The organism is Bradyrhizobium centrosematis (assembly GCF_045571495.1).
Classification (GTDB): domain Bacteria; phylum Pseudomonadota; class Alphaproteobacteria; order Rhizobiales; family Xanthobacteraceae; genus Bradyrhizobium; species Bradyrhizobium centrosematis.
Window position 1 is genome coordinate 945828 of record NZ_CP120703.1, and the last position, 20987, is coordinate 966814.

General features: G+C 65.1%; 18 protein-coding genes. 4 read left to right on the forward strand and 14 right to left on the reverse strand.

All coding sequences use genetic code 11. The features are described from left to right. Positions 1–6: 6 nt before the first annotated feature. Entirely contained in the window at positions 7–3516 is a 3510-nt protein-coding gene (locus tag P6U31_RS04465; RefSeq protein WP_407187053.1) for a NahK/ErcS family hybrid sensor histidine kinase/response regulator, read from the reverse strand. Positions 3517–4064: 548 nt separating this feature from the next. Then, entirely contained in the window at positions 4065–5294 is a 1230-nt protein-coding gene (gene hemA, locus P6U31_RS04470) for a 5-aminolevulinate synthase (RefSeq protein WP_407187054.1), read from the reverse strand. A gap of 318 nt (positions 5295–5612) precedes the next feature. Between hemA and aroQ the strand changes: the two genes are divergently transcribed. Further along, positions 5613–6044, forward strand: coding sequence for a type II 3-dehydroquinate dehydratase (gene aroQ / locus P6U31_RS04475; protein ID WP_128923269.1), 432 nt, complete (start codon positions 5613–5615; stop codon positions 6042–6044). A 58-nt stretch (positions 6045–6102) separates the two neighbouring features. Here aroQ and P6U31_RS04480 read toward each other — a convergent pair whose 3' ends face one another. The 4 genes from P6U31_RS04480 to P6U31_RS04495 all read right to left on the reverse strand — a co-directional run bounded on the left by P6U31_RS04480 (position 6103) and on the right by P6U31_RS04495 (position 11025). Beyond that, positions 6103–7164: an MBL fold metallo-hydrolase gene (locus P6U31_RS04480; protein ID WP_407187055.1), complete on the reverse strand. Its 1062-nt coding sequence runs from the start codon at positions 7162–7164 to the stop codon at positions 6103–6105. Positions 7165–7445: 281 nt separating this feature from the next. Beyond that, positions 7446–9590: a methyl-accepting chemotaxis protein gene (locus tag P6U31_RS04485; protein ID WP_407187056.1), complete on the reverse strand. Its 2145-nt coding sequence runs from the start codon at positions 9588–9590 to the stop codon at positions 7446–7448. 162 nt (positions 9591–9752) lie between these two features. Next, positions 9753–10478 (reverse strand): outer membrane protein, encoded by a 726-nt coding sequence (locus tag P6U31_RS04490; protein ID WP_407187057.1) that lies wholly within the window; start codon positions 10476–10478, stop codon positions 9753–9755. Between the two features lie 226 nt (positions 10479–10704). Further along, entirely contained in the window at positions 10705–11025 is a 321-nt protein-coding gene (locus P6U31_RS04495; protein ID WP_407187058.1) for a hypothetical protein, read from the reverse strand. Positions 11026–11144: 119 nt separating this feature from the next. On the opposite strand from P6U31_RS04495, the gene P6U31_RS04500 reads away from it, so the two are divergent. Further along, entirely contained in the window at positions 11145–11486 is a 342-nt protein-coding gene (locus P6U31_RS04500; protein ID WP_407187059.1) for a hypothetical protein, read from the forward strand. Between the two features lie 117 nt (positions 11487–11603). After that, the gene (locus P6U31_RS04505) at positions 11604–11888 is read left to right on the forward strand and encodes a hypothetical protein (RefSeq protein WP_407187060.1); all 285 of its coding nucleotides are present in this window, start codon (positions 11604–11606) and stop codon (positions 11886–11888) included. 24 nt (positions 11889–11912) lie between these two features. Here P6U31_RS04505 and P6U31_RS04510 read toward each other — a convergent pair whose 3' ends face one another. The 7 genes from P6U31_RS04510 to P6U31_RS04540 form a co-directional block, all read right to left on the reverse strand. Then, complete coding sequence (locus tag P6U31_RS04510) at positions 11913–12122, reverse strand: hypothetical protein (RefSeq protein ID WP_407187061.1); 210 nt, start codon at positions 12120–12122, stop codon at positions 11913–11915. Beyond that, on the reverse strand, positions 12119–12292 hold the full coding sequence (locus P6U31_RS04515; protein WP_407187062.1) for a hypothetical protein: 174 nt from the start codon (positions 12290–12292) through the stop codon (positions 12119–12121). The genes P6U31_RS04510 and P6U31_RS04515 overlap by 4 nt, the downstream gene beginning before the upstream one ends. A gap of 366 nt (positions 12293–12658) precedes the next feature. Beyond that, positions 12659–14278: an ABC transporter ATP-binding protein gene (locus P6U31_RS04520; protein ID WP_407187063.1), complete on the reverse strand. Its 1620-nt coding sequence runs from the start codon at positions 14276–14278 to the stop codon at positions 12659–12661. 2 nt (positions 14279–14280) lie between these two features. Further along, the gene (locus P6U31_RS04525) at positions 14281–15120 is read right to left on the reverse strand and encodes an ABC transporter permease (RefSeq protein WP_407187064.1); all 840 of its coding nucleotides are present in this window, start codon (positions 15118–15120) and stop codon (positions 14281–14283) included. Continuing rightward, on the reverse strand, positions 15117–16088 hold the full coding sequence (locus P6U31_RS04530) for an ABC transporter permease (protein WP_407187065.1): 972 nt from the start codon (positions 16086–16088) through the stop codon (positions 15117–15119). Before P6U31_RS04530 ends, P6U31_RS04525 begins: the two co-directional genes overlap by 4 nt. Positions 16089–16287: 199 nt before the next feature. Continuing rightward, on the reverse strand, positions 16288–17838 hold the full coding sequence (locus tag P6U31_RS04535) for an ABC transporter substrate-binding protein (RefSeq protein ID WP_407187066.1): 1551 nt from the start codon (positions 17836–17838) through the stop codon (positions 16288–16290). Between the two features lie 292 nt (positions 17839–18130). Further along, positions 18131–18442, reverse strand: coding sequence for a hypothetical protein (locus P6U31_RS04540; protein ID WP_407187067.1), 312 nt, complete (start codon positions 18440–18442; stop codon positions 18131–18133). A gap of 188 nt (positions 18443–18630) precedes the next feature. On the opposite strand from P6U31_RS04540, the gene irr reads away from it, so the two are divergent. After that, entirely contained in the window at positions 18631–19119 is a 489-nt protein-coding gene (irr, locus tag P6U31_RS04545) for a Fur family transcriptional regulator Irr (RefSeq protein ID WP_407187068.1), read from the forward strand. Between the two features lie 295 nt (positions 19120–19414). On the opposite strand, the gene P6U31_RS04550 is transcribed toward irr, so the two are convergent. After that, a complete protein-coding gene (locus P6U31_RS04550; protein ID WP_407187069.1) occupies positions 19415–20959 on the reverse strand; it encodes a winged helix-turn-helix domain-containing protein in 1545 nt (514 codons plus the stop codon). Positions 20960–20987 lie beyond the last annotated feature (28 nt).

Below are 20987 nucleotides of genomic sequence, written 5' to 3' on the forward strand. Positions count from 1 at the left end.
TGCGTCTCACTCCGCCGCCACCATCTGCTGCGTGCGCCATTGACCGAGCAGGGCGCGGAGCGAGGCCGGCTTCACCGGCTTGTTGAGTACGGCGATCTTCTCGTCCCGTGCGGCGATTTGCACCGCGGGGCTGCGGTCGGCCGTGATCAGGATCGCGGGAATTCCGTCGCCGAAGCGGCGGCGGATCTCGCGGATGGCAGCGATGCCGTTGCCCCGATCGAGGTGATAGTCGACCAGGAGGCCGGTGACACGTCTTCCGGCGGTTTCGATCGCGGCGATCGCGCCTTCGGGGTCGGCGACCGCGATCACCTCGGCATCCCAGGCCTTCAAGAGCGTGCGCATGCCGTCGAGGATCGCCGCATCATTTTCGATGCAGACGATCAGCGCGCCGGAGATCGGCGTGCGGGCCAGCGGCGTCGCGCTGGTCACGGCGGCAGTGTGGGTGATCGCCTTCGCCGTCGGCACCGTTACCGAGAACATCGAGCCGCCGCTCTTGTTGCCGTCGATGGCGATGCCGTGCTTGAGCACGCGCGCCAGCCGCTCGACGATCGAAAGGCCGAGGCCTAGCCCACGCGCGATCCGTGCGCCCTGTTCGAGGCGGTGGAACTCCTTGAAGATCTCGCCGCGCTTGACCGGCGGGATGCCGACGCCGGTGTCGTAGACGCAGATCTTGAGCGAGGCGCCGCGGCGGCGACAGCCGACCAGCACGCGGCCGCGCGGGGTATATTTGATCGCGTTCGAGATCAGGTTCTGCAGCAGCCGCCGCAGCAGGAGGCGGTCCGACTCGACCGGCAGCGAGCAGGGCACGAAGGCGAGCTCGAGGCCCTTGGCGCGCGCGATCGGTGCGAACTCGATCTCCAGCGAGCGCATCAGATCGGCCATCTTGAAGCTCGAGATCGAGGTCGTCATGGCGCCCGCGTCCAGCCGCGAGATGTCCAGCAGCGCGCCGAGGATCTCCTCGATCGCCTGCAGCGATTCGTCGATGTTCTCGACCAGCCGCGTCTCCTCGCCATTGTGCTGGCGCTCGACCAGGCTTGTGACATAGAGCCGCGCCGCGTTCAGCGGCTGGAGAATGTCGTGGCTGGCGGCGGCAAGGAACCGGGTCTTGGAGATGCTGGCATCTTCCGCCGCGCTCTTGGCCAGGGCCAGCTCGGAATTCAGCCGCGTCAGCTCCTCGGTGCGGTCGCGCACGCGCTTTTCCAGGGAGGCGTTGGCGCGCTCCAGCGCTTCTGCCGCTTCGAAGGTGGGCGTGACGTCGGTGAAGGTGATGACGAAGCCGCCTCCGGGCATGCGGTTGGTGAGCACTTCGATCACCATGTGGCGTTCCGGCAGGCGCTCCAGATATGGCTCGCTATCGGTGGTGTAAGCGGCCAGGCGCCGCTCCAGCACGGCCTCGCGCCCCGCCGGATCGTCCTGATCGCTCACGCCGATGAATTCCAGGATCTCGCGCAAGGGCGTGCCGAACTGGACGATATGCGGCGGGACATTGAGGAGATCGCCGAACTGCCGGTTGGAGCAGATCAGCTGCAGGTCGGCATCGAACACGGCGATGCCCTGGCGCACGTGGTTGAGTGCGGTCTGGAGGATCTCGCGGTTGAAATGCAGCGCTGCGTGCGAATCGTCGAGCAGCTTGAGGGCGGCCCTGGCCGAGACCGTGCGCTTGCGCAGCAGCAGCGACATCACCAGGCGCGAGGAGGCCGCGCCGATCGAAGAGGCGATCAGATGCTCGGCGTGCTGCAGCAGCTCGAAATCGGCGGGCACGCCGGGCTCCAGGCGCACGTTGCGTCTTGCGGAGAAGGCCTCGAAGGAATGCCGCGCGCGGTCGGGTCCGAGATATTGCGCCACCGTGGTCTGGATATCCTGCACGGTGATGGTGGTGCGCCAGCGGCGGAAGCTCGGCGAGATCGGCGCGAGCGTGTTGGGCACGAACAGATCGGCTTGCAGCAGCTCGATGGACGAGGGCCTTCGCGCCAGCGACAGCAGCACATAGGTCAAGATGTTGAGCGACAGCGACCAGATCACGCCATGCATCAAGGGCGGCAGGTCGGCGCCGAACAGCGCCTGCGGCCGCAGCGCCTCGATGCCGAACGGGCCGTGCTGAAGCAGCAGGATGCCCGATGTCGAGGAGTCCATGAAGCTCGGCATGAACAGCGTGTAGAGCCACACAGCGAAGCCCACCAGCATGCCGCCGATCGCGCCGCGCGCGGTCGCGCGCCGCCACAACAGCCCGCCGAAGAAGCTTGGTGCAAGCTGGGCGATGGCGGCAAAAGAGAGCAGGCCGATCGCCGCGAGCTGGGCGTTGCCGAGCGCGCGATAGTAGAAATAGGCCATCACCATGATGGCGAAGATCGCGAGCCGCCGCGAGCGCAGCAGGAAGTTGCTGAAATCGGCGCCGCCGGCGCGCCCCTCCGGCCGGCGTTGCAGCACCAGGGGCACGACGAGGTCGTTCGAGACCATGATGGAGAGCGCGACGCATTCGACGATCACCATGGCGGTCGCCGCCGACAGACCGCCGACGAACACGGCGACGCTGAGCAGGTCCGCGCCCCTCTCGATCGGCAGGGCCAGCACGTACATGTCGGGGTCGGCTGCGCCGAACGGGAAGGTCACGAGGCCGGCGAGCGCGATCGGAATCACGAACAGGTTGATGGCGACGAGGTAGAGCGGGAACAGCCAGCGCGCGCGGCCGACCTCGGCATCCGAGGAGTTCTCCACCACGCTGACGTGGAACTGGCGCGGCAGCAGCATGATCGCGCAGAGCGACAGCAGCGTCATGGTGAGGAAGTTGCCGATCGACGGCGAATAGTTGATCGTGCGCACCGCCTCCGGCGTCTTCATCGCGCGTTCGATCAACTCATGCGGCGAGAACATCCAGAAGGTGACGAAGATGCCGGCAGCGAGGAAGGCGACCAGCTTGATGATGGATTCGGTCGCGACCGCCAGCATCAGGCCGTGCTGGTGCTCGGTGGCGTCGGTCTGCCGGGTGCCGAACAGCACCGCGAAAGCCGCCATCGCCAGTGTCACCATCAGCGCCATGTCGCCGAGGATCGGGATGTGGGAGAAGGCCTGGTCCTCGCTCAGGATCGTCTCGAGCGAGGAGGCGACCGCCTTGAGCTGGAGCGCGATGTAGGGCACCGAGCCGATGATCGCGATCAGCGCAACGGTTGCCGCCACCGCCTGGCTCTTGCCGTAGCGGGCGCCGATGAAGTCGGCGATCGAGGTGATGTTGTGGGCCTTCGCCAGCTGGATCACGCGGCGCAAGATGCCGGCGCCGAGCCCGATCATCAGGATCGGACCGACATAGATGGCGAGGAAGTCGGTCGAGGTGCGGGTGGCGAAGCCGACCGAGCCGAAGAAGGTCCACGAGGTGCAGTAGATCGCTAGCGACAGCGGGTAGATCAGCCCGGAGGCACGGCCGCGCCCGGCCGGCGAGCGGCGGTCGCCATGGCTCGCCACCAGGAACAGGAAGCCGATATAGCCGAAGGCGGCGGCGATCACGCCCCAATCGTGCAGCATGGGAAACGCGCTTCTCGAAAGGGCGCCGGCGGCGCCCAAGCTCATTTTCCCTGCAAATCTAGCGCGTTGAGCTGACGCAAGCGACAGCGAAATGCCCGGTGCGGGCGGGAACTGTGGGCGTCGTTAAGGTGCAGGGCGAGCTGCCTGCTCACCCTCTCCTGGAGGGCTGGGCTATCGCATATGAGAGTGATGTCGCGTGCGGCCATCCTTCGAGACGCCCGCCGTTGGCGGGCCCTCAGGATGAGGACCGAGTGCGTTTCGCTGGTTTCGACGGGCTCCGATGCCGCTTAGCCTCATCCTGAGGAGACCCGCTGAAAGCGGTCGTCTCGAAGGACGAGGCGCGCGCTCAGCTCGTGCAAAGAGCCACATGCGATTCCCCTGCCCCTGGAGGGGGAGGGTCGATCGCGCGAAGCGCGAGCGGGGCGGGGCCAATCTATCCATTCGGGCGCTGTCGCGTAAGGAGAGACCGGTCACCCCACCCCGTCTCACGCCTCGCTTCGCTCGACATGAGACGACCCTCCCCCTCCAGGAGAGGGTAAGAGCGATGCCTACTCCGCCGCCAGCGACTTGGCGCGCAGCGGCAGGCTGAGACGGTCCCACACCTGCAGCAGGGCTTCGGCGAGCTGATCGATCAGGCCGTCGTCGTGATAGGGCGAGGGCGTGATGCGCAAGCGCTCGCTGCCCTTGGCGACCGTCGGATAGTTGATCGGCTGGATATAGATGCCGTGCTCTTCGAGCAACAGGTCGGACGCCTGCTTGCACTTCTCGGGATCGCCGACGAACAGCGGCACGATGTGGGTGTCGCTCGACATCACGGGCAGGCCGGCGGCGTTGAGGATCGCCTTGACGCGGGCGGCGCGGTCCTGGTGGCGCTCGCGCTCCCAGCTCGAGGTCTTCAGATGCTTGATCGCGGCGGTCGCGGCCGAGCAGATCGCCGGCGGCAGCGCGGTGGTGAAGATGAAGCCCGGCGCATAGGAGCGCACGGCGTCGATGATCTGGCCGTTGGCGGCGATGTAGCCGCCGAGGCAGCCGAACGCCTTCGCCAGCGTGCCTTCCAGCACGTCGATGCGGTGCATGACGCCGTCACGCTCGGCGATGCCGCCGCCGCGGGGGCCGTACATGCCGACTGCGTGGACCTCGTCGACATAGGTCATCGCGCCGTACTTCTCGGCGAGATCGCAGATCTTGCCGAGCGGGGCGACGTCGCCGTCCATGGAATAGAGGCTCTCGCAGACGATCAGCTTCGGACGGTTCGGGTCGGCTGCCTTCAGCAGCTCCTCGAGATGTGCCAGATCGTTGTGGCGGAACACGACCCGCTCGCAGCCCGATTGGCGGATGCCCTCGATCATCGAATTGTGGTTCAGCTCGTCCGACAGAATGAGACAGTTCGGAATGAGCTTTGCGATGGTCGGGATGCCGGTCTGGTTCGAGACATAGCCCGAGGTGAACAGCAGCGCGGCTTCCTTGCCATGGAGATCGGCGAGCTCGGCCTCGAGCTGGACCAGCGGATGATGCGTGCCCGCGATGTTGCGGGTGCCGCCGGCACCGGTGCCGACCCGCGTCGCGGTCTCGACCATGGCGCCGACCACCTTCGGGTGCTGGCCCATGCCGAGATAATCGTTGGAGCACCAGATCACGACGTCGCGCTTGCCCTTGGGCGAGTGCCAGACCGCGTGCGGGAATCGGCCGGCCGTGCGCTCCAGGTCGGCGAACACGCGGTAGCGCCGTTCGGCATGGAGACGATCGAGGGCGGAATCGAAGAACTGGTTGTAATCCATCGGCAAAACCTGCAACGGAACCCGGCCACGGCGGCCACTCTTTTTAGAGCTTTTCCAGCTCCCATGTCTATGCGCCAGCACACATTCGTGGCGCGGCGCGCGGGTATATCGATAACGACGTCTCGTCGGCGATAGTTGATGTGGATCAAACGCCTAACACTGGCCTGCCGGCGCGGACCGGGTCTTCCGGGAAAGCACGGGACCGTTGCCGCCGGCTTGGGCATTTTGTCCATGGGCCGGCTGCGTCCATGATGGCTGAGCCGGTCGCGTCCATGGGGCGCTGATCGGCGCCCGCCCGCTCATGCGAAAGGACGCCCGATGAAACGTGTCATGATCCTCAACGGTCCCAACCTCAACATGCTCGGCATCCGAGAGCCGCACATCTACGGCACGACGACACTCGCAGAGGTCAATGCGGGCTGCGAGGACGTGGCGGCCAAGCTCGGCCTCAAGCTCGCCTTTCATCAGTCCAACCACGAAGGCGTTCTCGTCGACCTGATCCAGTCGGCGCGGCAGGATGCCGATGCCATCATCATCAATCCCGCCGGCTTTTCCTTCACCTCCGTCGCGATCATGGATGCGATCAAGACGTTCGAAGGGCCGGTGCTGGAGGTCCACATCTCCAACATCCACGCCCGCGACGAATATCACCGCCACTCCAAGATCTCGTTCGTGGCGACCGGGGTGATCTGCGGCCTCGGCCCGTTCGGCTACATCGCCGCGCTGCACGCGATCGCGAACATGAAGTGAGGTGCTTGCGGCGAAGGTGCGCTCCCTCGTCCCGCTTGCAGGGAAGAGGCGGAGAAACTCACGTCGTCCTGAACTGCAGCACGCCGTCCTTCGTCTCCGCCGTCAGCCGGCCCTCGACGATCATGTAGTTGACGTGGGCGACGAGCTCGCCGGCGGCAAAGCCCATCTGGTGCTCGTCGAGCACATGCTTGTTGAACACGACGGGGACCAAGGCACGCGAGGTTTGCGGCACTTCGCGGCAGGCCTCCGCGATCAGGCGGCAGCGCTCCTCGTGGTGGTCGGCGAGCTGCTTGATGCGGGTCTTCAATCCGTAGAATGGCACGCCGTGGCCGGGCAGCACCAGCACGTCGTAGGGCAGCGTCGTGGTGAGGCTGGCGAGCGAGGCCAGATACTCGCCGAGCGAATTCTGGTCGGGCTCGACCGCCCAGACGCTGACATTGGGCGAGATCTTGCTCAGCACCTGGTCGGCGGAGAGGAACAGCTTGTCGTCGGCGCAATACAGCATCACCTGGTCGAGCGCGTGGCCGCCGCCGGTGATCACCTTGAAGCGGCGCGAGCCGATCACGACGTCGTCGCCGTGGGAGATGCGGCGGTAGGACGGCGGCAGCACCGAGACGCGCTTGAGATAATCCTGGCCGCGGCCCAGCAGCTTTTCGGTGAGCGACTCATCCATGCCGTGCCGGCGGAAGAACAGCCGTTGCGCTTCCTTCCGCTCCGCAGTGCCGCGGTTCTGGTGATAGACCGATTGCAGATATTCGACCTGCGACATCACCAGCGGGCAGTTGAAGCGCTCGACGATCCAGCCCGCAAGCCCGACATGGTCGGGGTGGGAGTGGGTCACGATCAGGCGCGTGATGTTGACGCCCTTCAGCGGCCCGTCGAACAGCCTGGTCCAGGCCTCGATGGTCTCCTCGTTGCCGAAGCCGGTGTCCACCATCGCATAGCCGTCGCCGTCGGCGAGCAGGTAGATGTTCACGTGGTTGAGGCGGAACGGCAGCTTCAGCCGCGCCCACAGCACGCCGGGCCTGACCTCCACGATCTCGTCGTGACCAGGATGCTGTTCCCAGGGATAGCGCAGGGCCTCGGCCGAGGACTGCACGGTGTCGGATTTTGAGCTCATGCTACCGGCTTAAACCCAGCGCGCGCGGGGCGCCAGCCGAAAAAGGACGCCGGATCGGCCCGCATAGCGGTCATTCCGGGGTCGATATTTCCGTGCTGTGGGACCGTGATGCCACGAGCTCGGTCACCTCTCCCGCTCGCGGGGAGGTCGGCGCGAAGCGCCGGGTGGGGACTCTCTCCACGCGGGGATATTCTCAATGAGCCGCAACTATCCCATTGGGGAGACACCCCAACCCTCTCCGCAAGCGGGAGAGGGAGCGGAGTCCCTGTGCGTTAGCGTCTTTACGCAGCCCGCATGTTGTTGAGGAACGCGTCGATCTCCCCGCGCAGCATGTCGGCTTCGCGCCGCAGCGCGTCGGAGGCGCCCAGCACCTCGCTCGCTGCCGCGCCGGCTTCGGCGGAGGCGGTGGAGACGCCGACGATGTTGCTGGAGACTTCGCTGGTGCCGCCGGCCGCGTGCTGGATGTTGCGGGCGATCTCGCGGGTGGCGGCGCCCTGTTCCTCGACCGCGGCCGCGATCGTGGTGGTGACGTCGTTGATCTCGCCGATGATCCGGCCGATGCCCTGGATGGCGCCGACCGCCGACGTCGTGATGTCCTGCATGCTGGCGATCTGAGTGCGGATTTCCTCCGTCGCCTTGGCGGTCTGGCTCGCCAGGCTCTTCACCTCGGAGGCAACCACCGCGAAGCCGCGGCCGGCCTCTCCCGCGCGCGCCGCCTCGATGGTGGCGTTGAGCGCGAGCAGATTGGTCTGCGAGGCGATGGTCTGGATCAGATCGACCACGACGCTGATGCGGCTCGCGCTGTCGGCGAGGCTCTGCACCGTGGCGTCCGTCGCGCCGGCTTCGTCGACGGCCTTCTTGGCGATTGCGGCCGAGGTGACGACCTGCTTGCTGATCTCCTCGATCGAGGACGACAGCTGCTCGGTGCCCGACGACACGGTCTGCACGTTCACCGAGGTCTCCTCGGCGGCGGAGGCGACCGCGTTGACCAGCGCGTTGGACTGGTCGGCGGTGTTCGACATGCTCTGCGCGGTCGACTGCATCGAATTGGCCGATTGCGCCAGATTGTCGAGCGCGGCGCGCACCGTGTTCTCGAATTCGGCGATCCTCGCTTCCATGCGCGCGGCCCGCTCGGCCTTGGCGATCCGGTCCTTGTCCTGCTCGCCGGCGAGCGCCCGGGCTTCGATCATGCTGTCGCGGAACACGGTCAGCGTTTCCTTCATCACGCCGATCTCGTCGTTCTGCCGGGAGCGGACGATCTCGGTGTCGAGGTCGCCGGCCGAAAGCAGCTGCATGGCGCGCTGAAGCTCGCCGATGCGGCGCAGGATGTTGCGGCCGACATACAGCCAGACGAACAGCGCCGACCCGACAAGCATCAAGGAGCCGAGTGCCAGCATCACGCTCGTCGCAAGCGAGATCTCCTGCTGCGCCTGGAAGGTCGAGGCGTTGGTCTCCTTCTGCACGCCGTCGACGAGCTGCTGCACGCTGATGCCAAGGCCGACATTGAGCTTGCGGGTCTCGTCCAGGATGGTCTGGCCGTAGTCGATGGAGTCGAGCTCCTTCTCACGCAGGTTGAATACGCCGGTCTTGCCGACACCGAGCGCGAGCAGCTTCTCCGCCGTCTCGCGCAGCATCTTGTTGCCCTGGTTGTCGGGCAGCAAATCGAGGTTGGAGCGCAGGCGGCCCTGTGCCGTCTTGAACTCCTTCTGGATGTCGTCGAGCTTGTCGCTCGTGCTGGCCGACAGCGCCGCGCTCATGTCGGCGGCGGCGAGGTTGCCGCTGGCGACGACGTTGCCGAGCTGCCCGACGGTCTGTGCGGCGTCGCTGGCATCGGCGGCGGACAAATCGGCCGAGCCGAGAATGGCGTTGACCCGGGTCTGTGCGTCGAGCATCGCCGGACTTGCAGCGCCGACGAAGGCGCTCTGCGCGTTGCGCAGCGCATCATATTGCTTCTCGTGAAGAGCGGCGATATCGAGCCGTTCGCGGGCGGCCTTGGCCAGGCTCTGGGCCGCCTCGTTGATGCTCTTCATGGTGTCGCTGAGGCCGGAGACGACGTTCTTGTCGCCGCCGAGCTGGATGATCTCAGTGAGCTTCTGCTGGGTCTGCTCCTGCAATTCCCTCAGCTTCTTGGTGCGCTCGTTCAGGGCGTCCTCGCTTTGCGCCGCGAGCAGGGCCGGCCCCTGTGCCGCCAGGCTGGCGCTCAGTGCCGACAATTGCAGGCTGGCGGCGAGGCGCGGAATGTCCCGCCCGCTCAGTTCGGTCATGCGTCCGCCGAGGTTCTGCAGCGCCAGGCCTGCGCCGGCCGCGATCACGAGGCCCATGCCCGCGATCACCGCAAAGGCCGCGAACAGGCTGCCGCGCACGCCCCATGTCGGCATTTTGAAACGAGGCCGCAGTCGGCCGCCAAGGCTGAGACGGATCGCCATTGTAATTCCCCCAACGTTCTTGCTTCTCTTTGTGGCCGGCAGTATCGGCACGGCCGGTTAAGAATTCGCAATCTCAGCAAACGCTTGCGCGTTCCGCGGGGCGAAAAAAGAAGGGCCGGCGAAGTCGCCGGCCCTCTGTCATGGTAAAGCTGCAGTAACCGATCAGTAGCGCGCGACGGCGGGGCTTGCCCAGTTGAAGCGGTAGTTGACGCCCGCCTTGACGGTGTGGTCGTCGGTGGTGAAGTTGCCGGTGCCGGCCAGCGGGCCCGCGGTGAAGTGCGCATCGCCGAAATTGTAGTACTGGTACTCGGCCTTGGCCGACCAGTTCGGGGCGAACATGTATTCGAGGCCGGCGCCGACGGTGTAGCCGTTGCGGTGATCGCCATCGATGATGAAGCCGGTCGGTACGCCGCCGACCGTCACCTTCTCGTTGTTGTCCGAGTAGGCGTAGCCGCCCTTCACATAGACGAGACCGGGGCCCCAGGTGTAGCCGACGCGGCCGGTGATCGAGCCGAGGCCACGCTGATCGTTGGTATAGGCGACGCCGCCCGGAAACACCGCGCCGACGCTGCCGGAGAGCCAGGAATACTGGCCCTCGACGCCAACCACGAAGTTCGGGTTGAGCTGCCAGTCCGCACCGGCCTGCACGCCGCCGAGGAAACGGCCGTTGCCGTTATTACCGGTGGAGAGGCCGTTGAAATTGTTGTCGCTGGAGAACGCGCCGCCGACATGGCCACCGATATAGAAGCCGGTCCAGTTGTAGATCGGCGCGGCATAAGCCGGCGCGGGCGCCTTGTAATAGTTGCGGTTGCCGAGATCGGCGCCGACCGCCGGTGCAGCCGCGCCCATCGCGAGCAGCGCCACGGTCGCAAACAGAAACTTCTTCATCGTCTTGAACTCCAACACGTAAGGTCCCCGGCTGGCGCGCTCTTTCGCGCCGTCGTTGGTTTTGCAGATAGCTCGCTTTTGACGAAAATGCTGTCACATCCGTGGCACAGCGAGACCCAACCTAACTTATTGGGCTGCAATTGGTTTTCGTGCTTAATGCCGGCTTAAGAAATGCTGAAGGAAGGCTTAACGCAGCAGCTCCGCGGTAAGCTCTCTGCGTCCTTCGTTAACCAAGGCGCCGGCGCGCCTCATCCCGCATGTGCTGGCGGAACGCCGCGCGCTTGGCGGGGCGGTCTTCCTCGCGCACGTCATGGCGATCGAAGATGTCGAACTTCTCCAGGATCGGATAGCGCTCGCTCGCCATTGCGAGCACGCGCAGCACCTTGGTCGCCGAGGGTGTCGGGCCGCTCACCTCCCAGCGCCGGATGGTGTCGCTGCCGCCCTTCTCCGGCAATCCGCAGAGCTTTGCCATGTCGGCCAATGTGAGCTGCCGCTCGAGAGCATCGGAAAGGTCAGCGCGGAGTTGCTTCAGTTCGGGGCCGGTCATGTCGCCTCAATACGCGAAGTCGATGAGAGCAATGGACTAGCGCTGATTCGGGTCCATCCGAAGGCAAGCATGATCGTGATAGTGTTTCCTCGCCGGTCGAAATCAGCGAGGGAAATCGCATGCCCGTGTTCAAGCTGCCCCTGTCGGGAGATGTCGTCCAGTCCATCTATCCATCGTTCTTCAGCCCGACCGGCGGCCAGTTCGGCCTCGTCAACATCACGGTCGGGCAGTCCTCGGCGCCTGATGTCGAGAAGGACGTGTTGTCGGACGTCGGAAGCTACGGCAAGCAGATCGGGCGGGTCGCCGATGCGCTGCTGGCGGTGATCGAGCATCTGGAGGCAAATCACGGCGGCGTGCTCGGTGAGGACAAGGCGATCACCGCTTTCAAGGAATTGATGCATTCTGTCGCGACCGTGAAGGACCGGCATGGCCGTCATGCCTGCCGTCCGAAGCGGAGGTGACGAACGGCATTGCTTCGGCACATTCGTCCGCGCACGCAGTTATGAACGTGTGCCTATGGACATCGTCAGATCAATGAACACATGGGACAAGGGGCCTCAGCGACCGAGGGATCAGCGATGACAAGCATCAAACTCGCGATTGCCGCGCTCATCACGACCAGTCTGCTTGCCGCGCCCTTTGCGGCTGAAGCGAAGAAGGCGCGGTCGAGCCGATACTACAGCACGGGCGTCGTGGCCCCGACCTATAGCGGTGCCGGAGCCCCCGCAGCGCAGCCGAGGGCCCCTTACGGCTCCTCCGGACAGACGGTCGGGACGGTCACGGCACCGTCGATCGGATCGTACAATTGGCCCTCCGTGGGCGTGACCAACGCCGTGCCCACCTGGAGCAACACCACGAGATAGGGCACGATCAGGCGGTCTTCGGCCTCAGATGCCCCGACCGACCTGTTGACCGATCACGCAACGCCATGCCGCGAGGCGTTCGGCTGGATGCTGGTTCATCCAGTCGGCGAGCTGCGGCGCGCCCATCAAGCAGGACTGCACCGAAACTTCAGCAAAATCCGAGGTGGTGACGATCTGTTCGTGGCAATTGGTCGGAGAGGCGAGGCTGCAGAGCACGGCAATGATCTTGATCACGACAGGTTGCCTCCGTCGCGGCCTAATCCACGGCCGATCGTTGCCCTGTCCTGTCCGTCGTTGGCCGGATCAGCAGGAGGGAAGATGCTGTCGTAGATGGCGCGCGCCTCCTGAATGAGACGCACTCGCTCGCGCTCGGACTTCGAGACAAATCGAATAACTTCGCCCATGGTGGCTCCGACTAGCAGTTGACAATCCGTCATCAGATGATGTCTATCATTCCATAGAGATCTATGGTGCCGCCTTCGGCTTTGAAGCGGCGGCCGATCACGACAGAATAAAAACAGCGTGAGCATCCGCTAGGCTCTCACCCAATGCGTTTGTTGCGCTGGGTTGAGAATCCTCTCACCACCTCATATTCGTTGCAGGGCTCTTATGGCCGAGCGGGCGAATGCGAGTATCGGCTCACGCCTTGCTGTCGTCAGCAAGGACAGCCTCGAAAGGCAAATGCTGTCGGATCAAATATGTTTCACTTCGGCCGCCACGCAAGTTTTTGGAACCATCCCGAACTTCGGAGATCCGATCCCAGCCATGCTTCACGCCGCCGGTGCGCGCTCCCTCCGCCCCGGCACCGCCGCCAGCAGCTCGCGCGTGTAGGCATGCTCCGGCGCGGCAAAGAGCTGGGCGGTGGGCTTCAGCTCGACGATGGCGCCGCGCTGCATCACCGCGATGCGGTCGCAGATCTGGGCGGCGACGCGTAAGTCGTGGGTGATGAACAGCATCGATAGCCCGAGGCGCGCCTTGAGATCTTCGAGCAGCCTCAAGACCTGCGCCTGCACGGAGACGTCGAGTGCGGAGACGGCTTCGTCCGCGACGATGATCTCGGGCTCGAGCGCGAGCGCGCGCGCAATGCCGATACGCTGGCGCTGGCCGCCGGAGAATTCGTGCGGATAACGTTCGAGCGCGCCGGCATCCAGGCCGACCAGCTTCAGGAGATCGCGGGCGCGGTCGAACGCGGTCTTGGGATCGAGGCCGGCTGCGATCGGGCCGTCGGCGATGATATGGCCGATCTTGCGCCGCGGATTGAGCAAGGCGAACGGATCCTGGAAGATCATCTGGATGCGATGACGCTCGGCGCGGAGCGCCTTGCCGGAGAGCGAGGTGAGATCGGTCTCGCCGATTCGCACCGTGCCGCGGTCGGCCTCGATCAGCCGCATCACCAGCCGTGCCACGGAGGATTTTCCGGAGCCGGATTCGCCGACCAGGCCGAGCGTCTCGCCCTTGAGGATGTTGAAATTGACCGCGCGCGCGGCATCGACGCGGCGATCCTCGCGGAACCAGCCGCCTGAGGTCACGTACGTCTTGTCCAGCCCGATCACCTCGACCGCCCTGGCCTGATCGTCGAGGGGCTGGCGTGCCGGCGGATCCATCGAGGGGACGGCGGCGAGCAGCGCCTTGGTGTAGTCGTGCTGGGGCTCGTTGAACACGGTCGCGGCCGGACCTTCCTCCACGACCTTGCCGTGCCTGAGCACGACGACCTGGTCGGCAATGTCAGCGACCACGCCGAAATCATGGGTGATGAACATCACCGCCATGTTGCGATTGCGCTGGAGGTTGCGGATCAGCTTGAGGATCTGCGCCTGCGTGGTGACGTCGAGCGCGGTGGTCGGCTCGTCCGCCACCAGCACCGCAGGCTCGAGCGCGAGCGCCATCGCGATCATGGCGCGCTGGCGTTGCCCGCCGGAAAGCTGGTGCGGATAGGCGCGCACGATGCGCGCAGGGTCGGGGAGGCCGACCTCCTGTGCCAGCGCCAGCGCTCTGGCGCGCCGCTCCTTCGGCGTCAGCAGGCCGTGCGCCTCGAACATCTCCGCCATCTGGTCGCCGATCCGCATCAACGGATTGAGCGCGGTCATCGGCTCCTGAAAGATCATCGCCAGCCTGCGGCCGCGCAGATCGCGCCAGCCGTCGTCGTCGAGCTTAAGCAGGTCGCGACCTTCGAACTGGATCTCGCCGGAGGCGATCGAGACGGTGTCCGGCAGCAGGCCCATCAATGCATGCGCGCACATCGACTTGCCGGAGCCGGATTCTCCGACGACACAGACGATCTTGCCGGGACGCAAGTCCAGCGAGACGCCGTCGACCGCGAACGGACGCTCGGCACCCTTGGGCAGCGCGATCCTGAGATTCTTGATGGAGACGGCGGGCGGGGTGGTCATTCTCAGCGTCCCTCCCGCGACAGGCGCGGATTGAGTGCGTCGTTGAGGCCTTCGCCGATCAGATTCAGCCCGAGCACCGAGATCAGGATGGCGACGCCGGGAAACACGGTGATCCACCAGGCCTGGCGGATCACCGTGCGGCCAGCGCCGACCATGTAGCCCCAGGAGATCAGATTGGGATCGCCGAGGCCGAGGAAGGACAGCGATGATTCCAGCAGGATCGCGGTCGCCACCATCAGCGAGGCCAGCACGATCACCGGCGACAATGCGTTGGGCAGGATCTCGCGCAGGATGATCCAGCTGTTGCTCTGGCCGGTCACCACGGCCGCCTGGACATATTCGCGCGTGCGCAGCGACAGCACCTCACCGCGCACGAGGCGGGCGACCGGCGGCCAGCTCACCACCGCGATCGAGGCCACGATGGAATAGATCGAAGGCTGCAGGATCGCGACCAGCACGATCGCGAGCGCGAAGCTCGGAATGGTCTGGAAGAATTCGGTGAAGCGCATCAGGGCGTCGTCGACCTTGCCACCGAAATAGCCGGCCATGGCGCCGATCGGCACGCCGACGACCAGTGCGACCAGTGTCGAGACGAGCCCGACCAGCAGCGAGACACGGGCGCCGAAGATCATGCCGGCAAACACGTCGCGGCCGAGCGCGTCGGTGCCGAGCGGCACGGTCGACAGCGTGAAGGGCGGCAGGAACGGCCGCTGCACCATGCGCCAGGGCGAGTTCGGGAACAGCATCGGTCCGAACGCGGCGACCGAGATCGCGAGCAGCAGGATGATGAGCCCGATGACGCCGCTCGGGCTCTTCAGCATCGATTTCCAGAACTGTTTCATGAGGCGAATTCGATGCGTGGGTCGACCAGTCGGTAGACGAGGTCGGTGATGAGATTGAAGATCAGCACCATGGCGGAGCAGATCACGAACACGCCGAGCAGCAGGTTGTAGTCCCGCTGCAGCAGTGCGTCGTACATCAGCCGCCCGATGCCGGGCCAGGCGAACACGGTCTCGGTGATGACGGCACCGCCTATCAACGTGCCGGAATGCACGCCGGCCAGCGTCACCACCGGCAGCAGCGCGTTGCGCAGCACGTGGCGGCGCTGGATCACGGCGTCGGAAAGGCCCTTGGCACGCGCGGTCTTGACGAAGTCGAGCCGCTTCACCTCCAGCATCGAGGCGCGCGTCATGCGGGTATAGGTCGCCATGAAGAACAGCCCGAGCGTCATCGCCGGCATGATCAGGTGCTTTGCGACGTCGAGCGCATGGGCGAAGCCCGTGAGGTTAGCGCCGACCGTCTCGTAACCGAAGCTCGGCAGCCAATCCATGGTGACGGAGAACAGCAGGATGCCCATCAGTGCCACCCAGAAGATCGGCATGGCGTAGAAGATCAGCGCGAACACGGTGATCGCGGTATCGAGAAAGGTCCCGGCAAATCGCGCGGCAAAGGTGCCGAACAGGACGCCGAGCGCGAGCGAGATCGCAAAGGCGATCAACGTCAACAGCAGCGTCGCCGGCAGCCGCTCGCCGATCAGTTTTGCGACCGGTGCTTGCTGGCGGAAGGAGAAGCCGAGGTCGAGCGTGACGACACCCTTGACGTAGATGAAGAGCTGCTCAGGCAGCGGCTTGTCGAGGCCGAACTTCTCCCGGAGCTGCTTGACGAAGACCTGGTCGCTGGCGCCGGCCTCGCCCGCCATCACGATTGCGGGGTCGCCGGGCGCAAGCCGGATCAGGAAGAAATTGAGAACGACGATCGCGAGCAGGACGATCACGCCCTTCACGACACGCTGCGTAACGAAGGAGAGCATGATCAAATCGCGATGAGATCGGGGTGGTCGCAGCCGCGGCGGCGGTGCGCTCCCTCTCCCGCTTGCGGGGGAGGGCAGGGGAGGGCGTGCTTCCGCAGAGGGATCGCCAAGAGGAAAGAACCCTCACCCGCTACGCTCTTCGAGCGTAGCGACCTCTCCCGCAAGCGGGAGAGGTAAGGGGAGTCCGGAACGCTTGCGCTCACTTGTCGAGCCATGCGTCCTTGAAGCCGTCATTGACCCCGATCCCCGTGGTGATCAGGTTCTTGACCTTGCAGCGCGTGATGGTCGGGAATTGCAGCTCAAGCATCCAGGCCACCGGCACGTCCTCGACCAGGATCTTCTGCGCCTTCTCGTAGATTTCCTTGCGCTTGGAGTCCGGCGTGGCAATTGCGCCGTCGGCAAACAGCTTGTCGATCTTCGGGTTGGAATAACCCTCGACATTGTTGAAGACCTGGCCCTTGGCGATGTTGCTCGAGATGTAGTTGCGGCCGACGCCGAGCGCGGGATCGCCATACTGGTAGAGATAGGTGAAGGCGATGTCGTAATCCCAGTCGCCGATCTTCTGGTTGCCGCCGGCAACGTCGGTGGCGATGGTTTCGATGGTCATTCCGACGTCCTGGAGATTCTGCTTCACCGCTTCACCCCAGCGCTGCCAGGTCTCGCCATAAGCGAGCGGCAGCAGGCGGATCTTCTCGCCCTTGTAGCCGGCTTCCTTCAGCAGCGCCTTGGCCTTGGCCGGATCGTAAGGATATTTCTTCACGTCGTCGGTGTAATATTTGATGGTCGACGCGGACGGGCCGGTCGCGACCTTGCCGAGCCCGTTCCAGATCACGTCCTTGGCGAAATCGCGGTCGATCGCATACATGATCGCCTGCCGCACCCGCTTGTCGGCGAGCGGACCCTGGCGATTGTTCAGCCACAGCCAGGCCAGCGGCGAGAAGAACTCCCAGCCGGCGCCGGTGACGCAGGTGTCCTTCAGCTTCGACAGGCGCGGCACGTCGAAATTCTCGACCGAGCCGCCCGGTAGCACGTCGACCTTGCCGGTCTCGTACGCCACCGAGCGCGCCGCCGCGTCGGGGATGATCTGCCAGTAGATCTCGTCGAGATAGGGTTTGCCCTTTTCGTGGTAGTTCGGGTTCTTGACCAGGCGAATGAACGAGCCCTTCTGCCATTCCTTGAACATGAAGGGACCGGTGCCCACCGGCGCGTTGTTGTAGGGGTTCGTCTTCCAGTCGGTGCCCTCATAGAGATGCTTCGGCACGATCGGCATCGAGCCGACCTCGAAGATGCCGAGGAACGGGCCGAACGGCTGCTTCAGCGTGAACACCACCGTGTAGTCGTCAGGCGTCTCGATCTTGTCGACCTGCGCCAAATTGGTGCGGGCACGCGCATGCGTCTGCTTCAGCATCTCCATCGAGAACAGGACGTCGGCGGCGGTGAAGGGCTTGCCGTCATGCCAGGTGACGCCCTTCTTCAGCTTGAAGGTGTAGGTCTTGGCGTCGTCGCTGACGCTCCAGCTTTCGGCAAGCTCCGGCAGCGGCTCGAGCTTGGGGCTGTAGCGCAGCAGCCCTTCGAAGATGTTGCCCGAGACCATCTGGGTCGGGCCGTTCTGAACCTGCGCAAGCATCAGGCCGGGTGGCTCGGGCTGGATCACGGCATTGATCACGCCCCCCATCTTCGGCTCTTGCGCCAGCGCCGGGGCCGTGAGGCCGCAAGCCAGGAGGAGACCAAGCAACACTCGTTTTGGCATCTCGAATCTTTCTCAAGCGCAGCCAGTCGTGAATGCTTCGCGACGTCCTCGCGCGCAAAGCGACGGCCGGCCCATCCCAGTCCCCATCCGGGGGCGAGGCTCACACAGTCCCGTTCGGCGCCGCAAGATGAAAGTCTCGACAGTGGCAGCCCAAAAAATGTACAGCCCGTCCTGTTTCCCGCATAGCGCGGGGCGGATCGGCCCGCTCCGGGCGATCACGCGGCCTTGGTCGTGCCAGCAGGTTGCGGAGGCATTGCCCAAGTTTGCGCCTGCGGCCAAAAGCGCCGGGCCGTCATTTCGGGCCGAGCGCCCGTCGCAATTCATCGAGCGCGTCGGCGAGCTGCTCGCGATGTGCGATGTCGTCCTTGGGAAGCGCCGCGACGCTGCCGGCGAGCTCACGCAGGATGCCGGCGAGCAGGCCGAAATTGATATGCAGGTGCACCGATTTGCGTTCGTCGGCCGCGCCGGGCTGTTGCAGCACCAGAGCAACGCCGCTGCCGTCGAGCTTCGCCTCAAAGCGGGACGAATGCTCGAAGGTGCCGACGTAGAATTTGTCGGGATATTCGAGTGCGACCTCTGCCTTGTCGGGAACCGGCCTGGACATGTGAACCTCATCGAAATCGATCGATTTTGGCCGGGAATGAACCGGGCCGCCTTGCGATAGGTCAGAGGCGTCCTGCGAATTTGATCCGGATCAAAGCCGGGCCGCTGCTTTTGCGATCGAATAGCAACTGGCGGGACGCTGCATTGCGTGTCCTGCGTCCTTCAGCCGTGAGACGCGTGAGACCATCGATGGACAGCCAGGCCTCGAATATCCCTGCGGTCGACGATGGCGGACCTGATGGCGCCGCCCTCGAGCTCCCGCCGGATGCGGGCGTGCAGCACTGCCTGCAATTGCTCGGCAATGCCGGCCTGCGCCCGACGCGCCAGCGCCTCGCGCTTGGCCGGTTGCTGTTCCTGAACGGCCATCGTCATGTCACCGCCGAGAGCCTCTATGAAGAGGCGATGGCGGCGAACGCCTATCTTTCGCTCGCGACCGTCTACAACACGCTGAACCAGTTCACCGAAGCCGGCCTGCTGCGCCGGATCGCCGCCGACGGCATCAAGTCGTTCTTCGACACCGACACCTCGGTGCATCCTCACTTCTACCTCGAGGGCGAGGATGTGCTGGTCGACGTTGCGGAAGGCCTCGCGTTCACCAAGATCCCCGAGGCGCTTCCCGGCCACGAAATCGCCCGGCTCGACGTCATCGTCCACCTGCGCCGCAAGCGCACGGCATAGCACCACGGTGCTCTTACCCTCCCTCCAGGGCAGGGCAATCGCATATGGTGTGCACGATGCGGCGGCAGTGGCAGTCGGCTCCCTCTCCCGCTTGCGGGGGAGGGCTGGGGTGGGGGCTGTGTCCGCATTGGAATTGCTAGAAAATGCGGAAGATGCCCCCGAGTGGCGAAAACCCTCACCCGCCGCGCTCTGCGAGCGCGTCGGCCTCTCCCGCAAGCGGGAGAGGCGGAGCAAGCCCGCGGTCCTCGCGAAATCCACAAGCGATAGCCCTGCTTCCAGGGGAGGGTGAGAGACTTCACCGCAACCCTGCGCGCCGGAATCCCTCGAGATAGTGCTCGCGATCGGCCTCGTTGGCCCATGGCAGCTGCGTTGCGATCCAGTGCAGCGAGATGCCCGGCTGGGTGCGGCGCAGCTCGCCCAGCGCCGTCTTCGCGAGCCTGTCGTCGCCCGTCATGCCGGCCGAGACCGCGAGCACGCGGTAGGCGCCGGTGAGATCGCCGCGATGGCGGATGGCATCGCGCGCAAGCGTGATGGCCTCGTCATAATGGCGTTCGGTGAAACGCGCATAGCCGGCGATGCCCTGATAGATCGCCAGCGACGGGTCGCGCGGGGAGAGTCGGATCGCCCTTTGGGCGGCCTCGAACGCATCCTTCGGCCGGCCGGCATAGGACAGCGCCAGCGCGTAATAGCCCTGGGCCAGCGAGAAGTTCGGATTGAGCGCGAGCGCCTGCTCGAACTCGGACACCGCGTCGGCAAGCCTGCGTGTCGAAAAATAGACGCTGCCGAGAGCGACATGCGCCCAGGCATCCTCATGGTCGCAGCGCACCGCGGCCAACGCGGCCGCTTCCGCCAGCGGCGCCACCGTGGCGAGCTCGGACCAGCCGAGATGCACGCCGAGCATGTGGTTTGCCGCGAGCAGCGACAGCGCCTGCCCGTAGTTCGGGTCAATCGCGATCGCGCGTTCGAGCAGCGTGCGTGCGGTCTCGTGATCGCGCCTCGTCACCCGCCAATAATGCGACAGCGCCCGCATCAGGAGATCCCATGCGTCCAGGCTCGCAGGCGCCTTGCTGTGGGCGCGAAAACTCTCGGCGGCATGAATCTGCGGTTCGATCGCCGCCGCGATCGCGTTGGTGATCTCGTCCTGGACGGCGAAGACGTCGACCAGCTCGCGGTCATAGCGCTCCGCCCACAGATGGCCGCCCGAAATGGCGTCGTTGAGCTGCGCGGTGATGCGCAAGCGGTTGCCTGCCTTGCGCACGCTGCCTTCGACGACGTAACGCACACCGAGCTCCTCCGCGATCTGCCTGATATGGACCGCGCGTCCCTTGTAGGTGAAGGACGAGTTGCGGGCGATCACCATGAACCAGCGTTGCTTCGACAGTGCGGTGAGGATGTCCTCGCTGATGCCATCGCCGAAATAGTCCTGTGCGGGATCGCCGCTCATGTTCTCGAAGGCGAGCACCGCGACCGCCGGTCGGTCGGCCACGCGCGGAACAGCCGGCCCGGCCTCTTCGGCCGGCACGGTGGAAGCTTCTTCCCGGACTTCACCGACGAAACGGAAGCCCTTGCGTGGAATGGTCTTGATCAGCCGCTGCGTGGCGCCGTCGTCGCCGAGCGCCTTGCGCGCGGCGTTGATCCGGCTGTTCAGCGCCGAATCCGAGATGATCCGATCGCTCCAGATCTGGCTGATCAGGTCATCCTTGCTGACCACACGCGCCCGTTGTGCGACGAGATAAAGCAAGAGATCGAACACTTGCGGCTGCAACGGCACGGCTGCTCCGCCGCAGGTGAGTTCCCGGAGGTCGCCGTCGAGCACGTTGTTTTCAAAGCGAAATCGCACGTTTCTGTCGTCTCAAGAGAAAATCAAA

Bases quoted from the DNA above. Each gene is read 5' to 3' on its own strand.
- P6U31_RS04520 (WP_407187063.1), bottom strand. From the start codon at position 14,278: ATGACCACCCCGCCCGCCGTCTCCATCAAGAATCTCAGGATCGCGCTG.
- P6U31_RS04465 (WP_407187053.1), bottom strand. From the start codon at position 3,516: ATGCTGCACGATTGGGGCGTGATCGCCGCCGCCTTCGGCTATATCGGC.
- aroQ (WP_128923269.1), top strand. From the start codon at position 5,613: ATGAAACGTGTCATGATCCTCAACGGTCCCAACCTCAACATGCTCGGC.
- P6U31_RS04500 (WP_407187059.1), top strand. From the start codon at position 11,145: ATGCCCGTGTTCAAGCTGCCCCTGTCGGGAGATGTCGTCCAGTCCATC.
- irr (WP_407187068.1), top strand. From the start codon at position 18,631: ATGGACAGCCAGGCCTCGAATATCCCTGCGGTCGACGATGGCGGACCT.
- P6U31_RS04505 (WP_407187060.1), top strand. From the start codon at position 11,604: ATGACAAGCATCAAACTCGCGATTGCCGCGCTCATCACGACCAGTCTG.
- P6U31_RS04480 (WP_407187055.1), bottom strand. From the start codon at position 7,164: ATGAGCTCAAAATCCGACACCGTGCAGTCCTCGGCCGAGGCCCTGCGC.
- P6U31_RS04490 (WP_407187057.1), bottom strand. From the start codon at position 10,478: ATGAAGAAGTTTCTGTTTGCGACCGTGGCGCTGCTCGCGATGGGCGCG.
- P6U31_RS04515 (WP_407187062.1), bottom strand. From the start codon at position 12,292: ATGGGCGAAGTTATTCGATTTGTCTCGAAGTCCGAGCGCGAGCGAGTG.
- P6U31_RS04530 (WP_407187065.1), bottom strand. From the start codon at position 16,088: ATGCTCTCCTTCGTTACGCAGCGTGTCGTGAAGGGCGTGATCGTCCTG.
- P6U31_RS04525 (WP_407187064.1), bottom strand. From the start codon at position 15,120: ATGAAACAGTTCTGGAAATCGATGCTGAAGAGCCCGAGCGGCGTCATC.
- P6U31_RS04540 (WP_407187067.1), bottom strand. From the start codon at position 18,442: ATGTCCAGGCCGGTTCCCGACAAGGCAGAGGTCGCACTCGAATATCCC.
- P6U31_RS04485 (WP_407187056.1), bottom strand. From the start codon at position 9,590: ATGGCGATCCGTCTCAGCCTTGGCGGCCGACTGCGGCCTCGTTTCAAA.
- P6U31_RS04495 (WP_407187058.1), bottom strand. From the start codon at position 11,025: ATGACCGGCCCCGAACTGAAGCAACTCCGCGCTGACCTTTCCGATGCT.
- P6U31_RS04535 (WP_407187066.1), bottom strand. From the start codon at position 17,838: ATGCCAAAACGAGTGTTGCTTGGTCTCCTCCTGGCTTGCGGCCTCACG.
- hemA (WP_407187054.1), bottom strand. From the start codon at position 5,294: ATGGATTACAACCAGTTCTTCGATTCCGCCCTCGATCGTCTCCATGCC.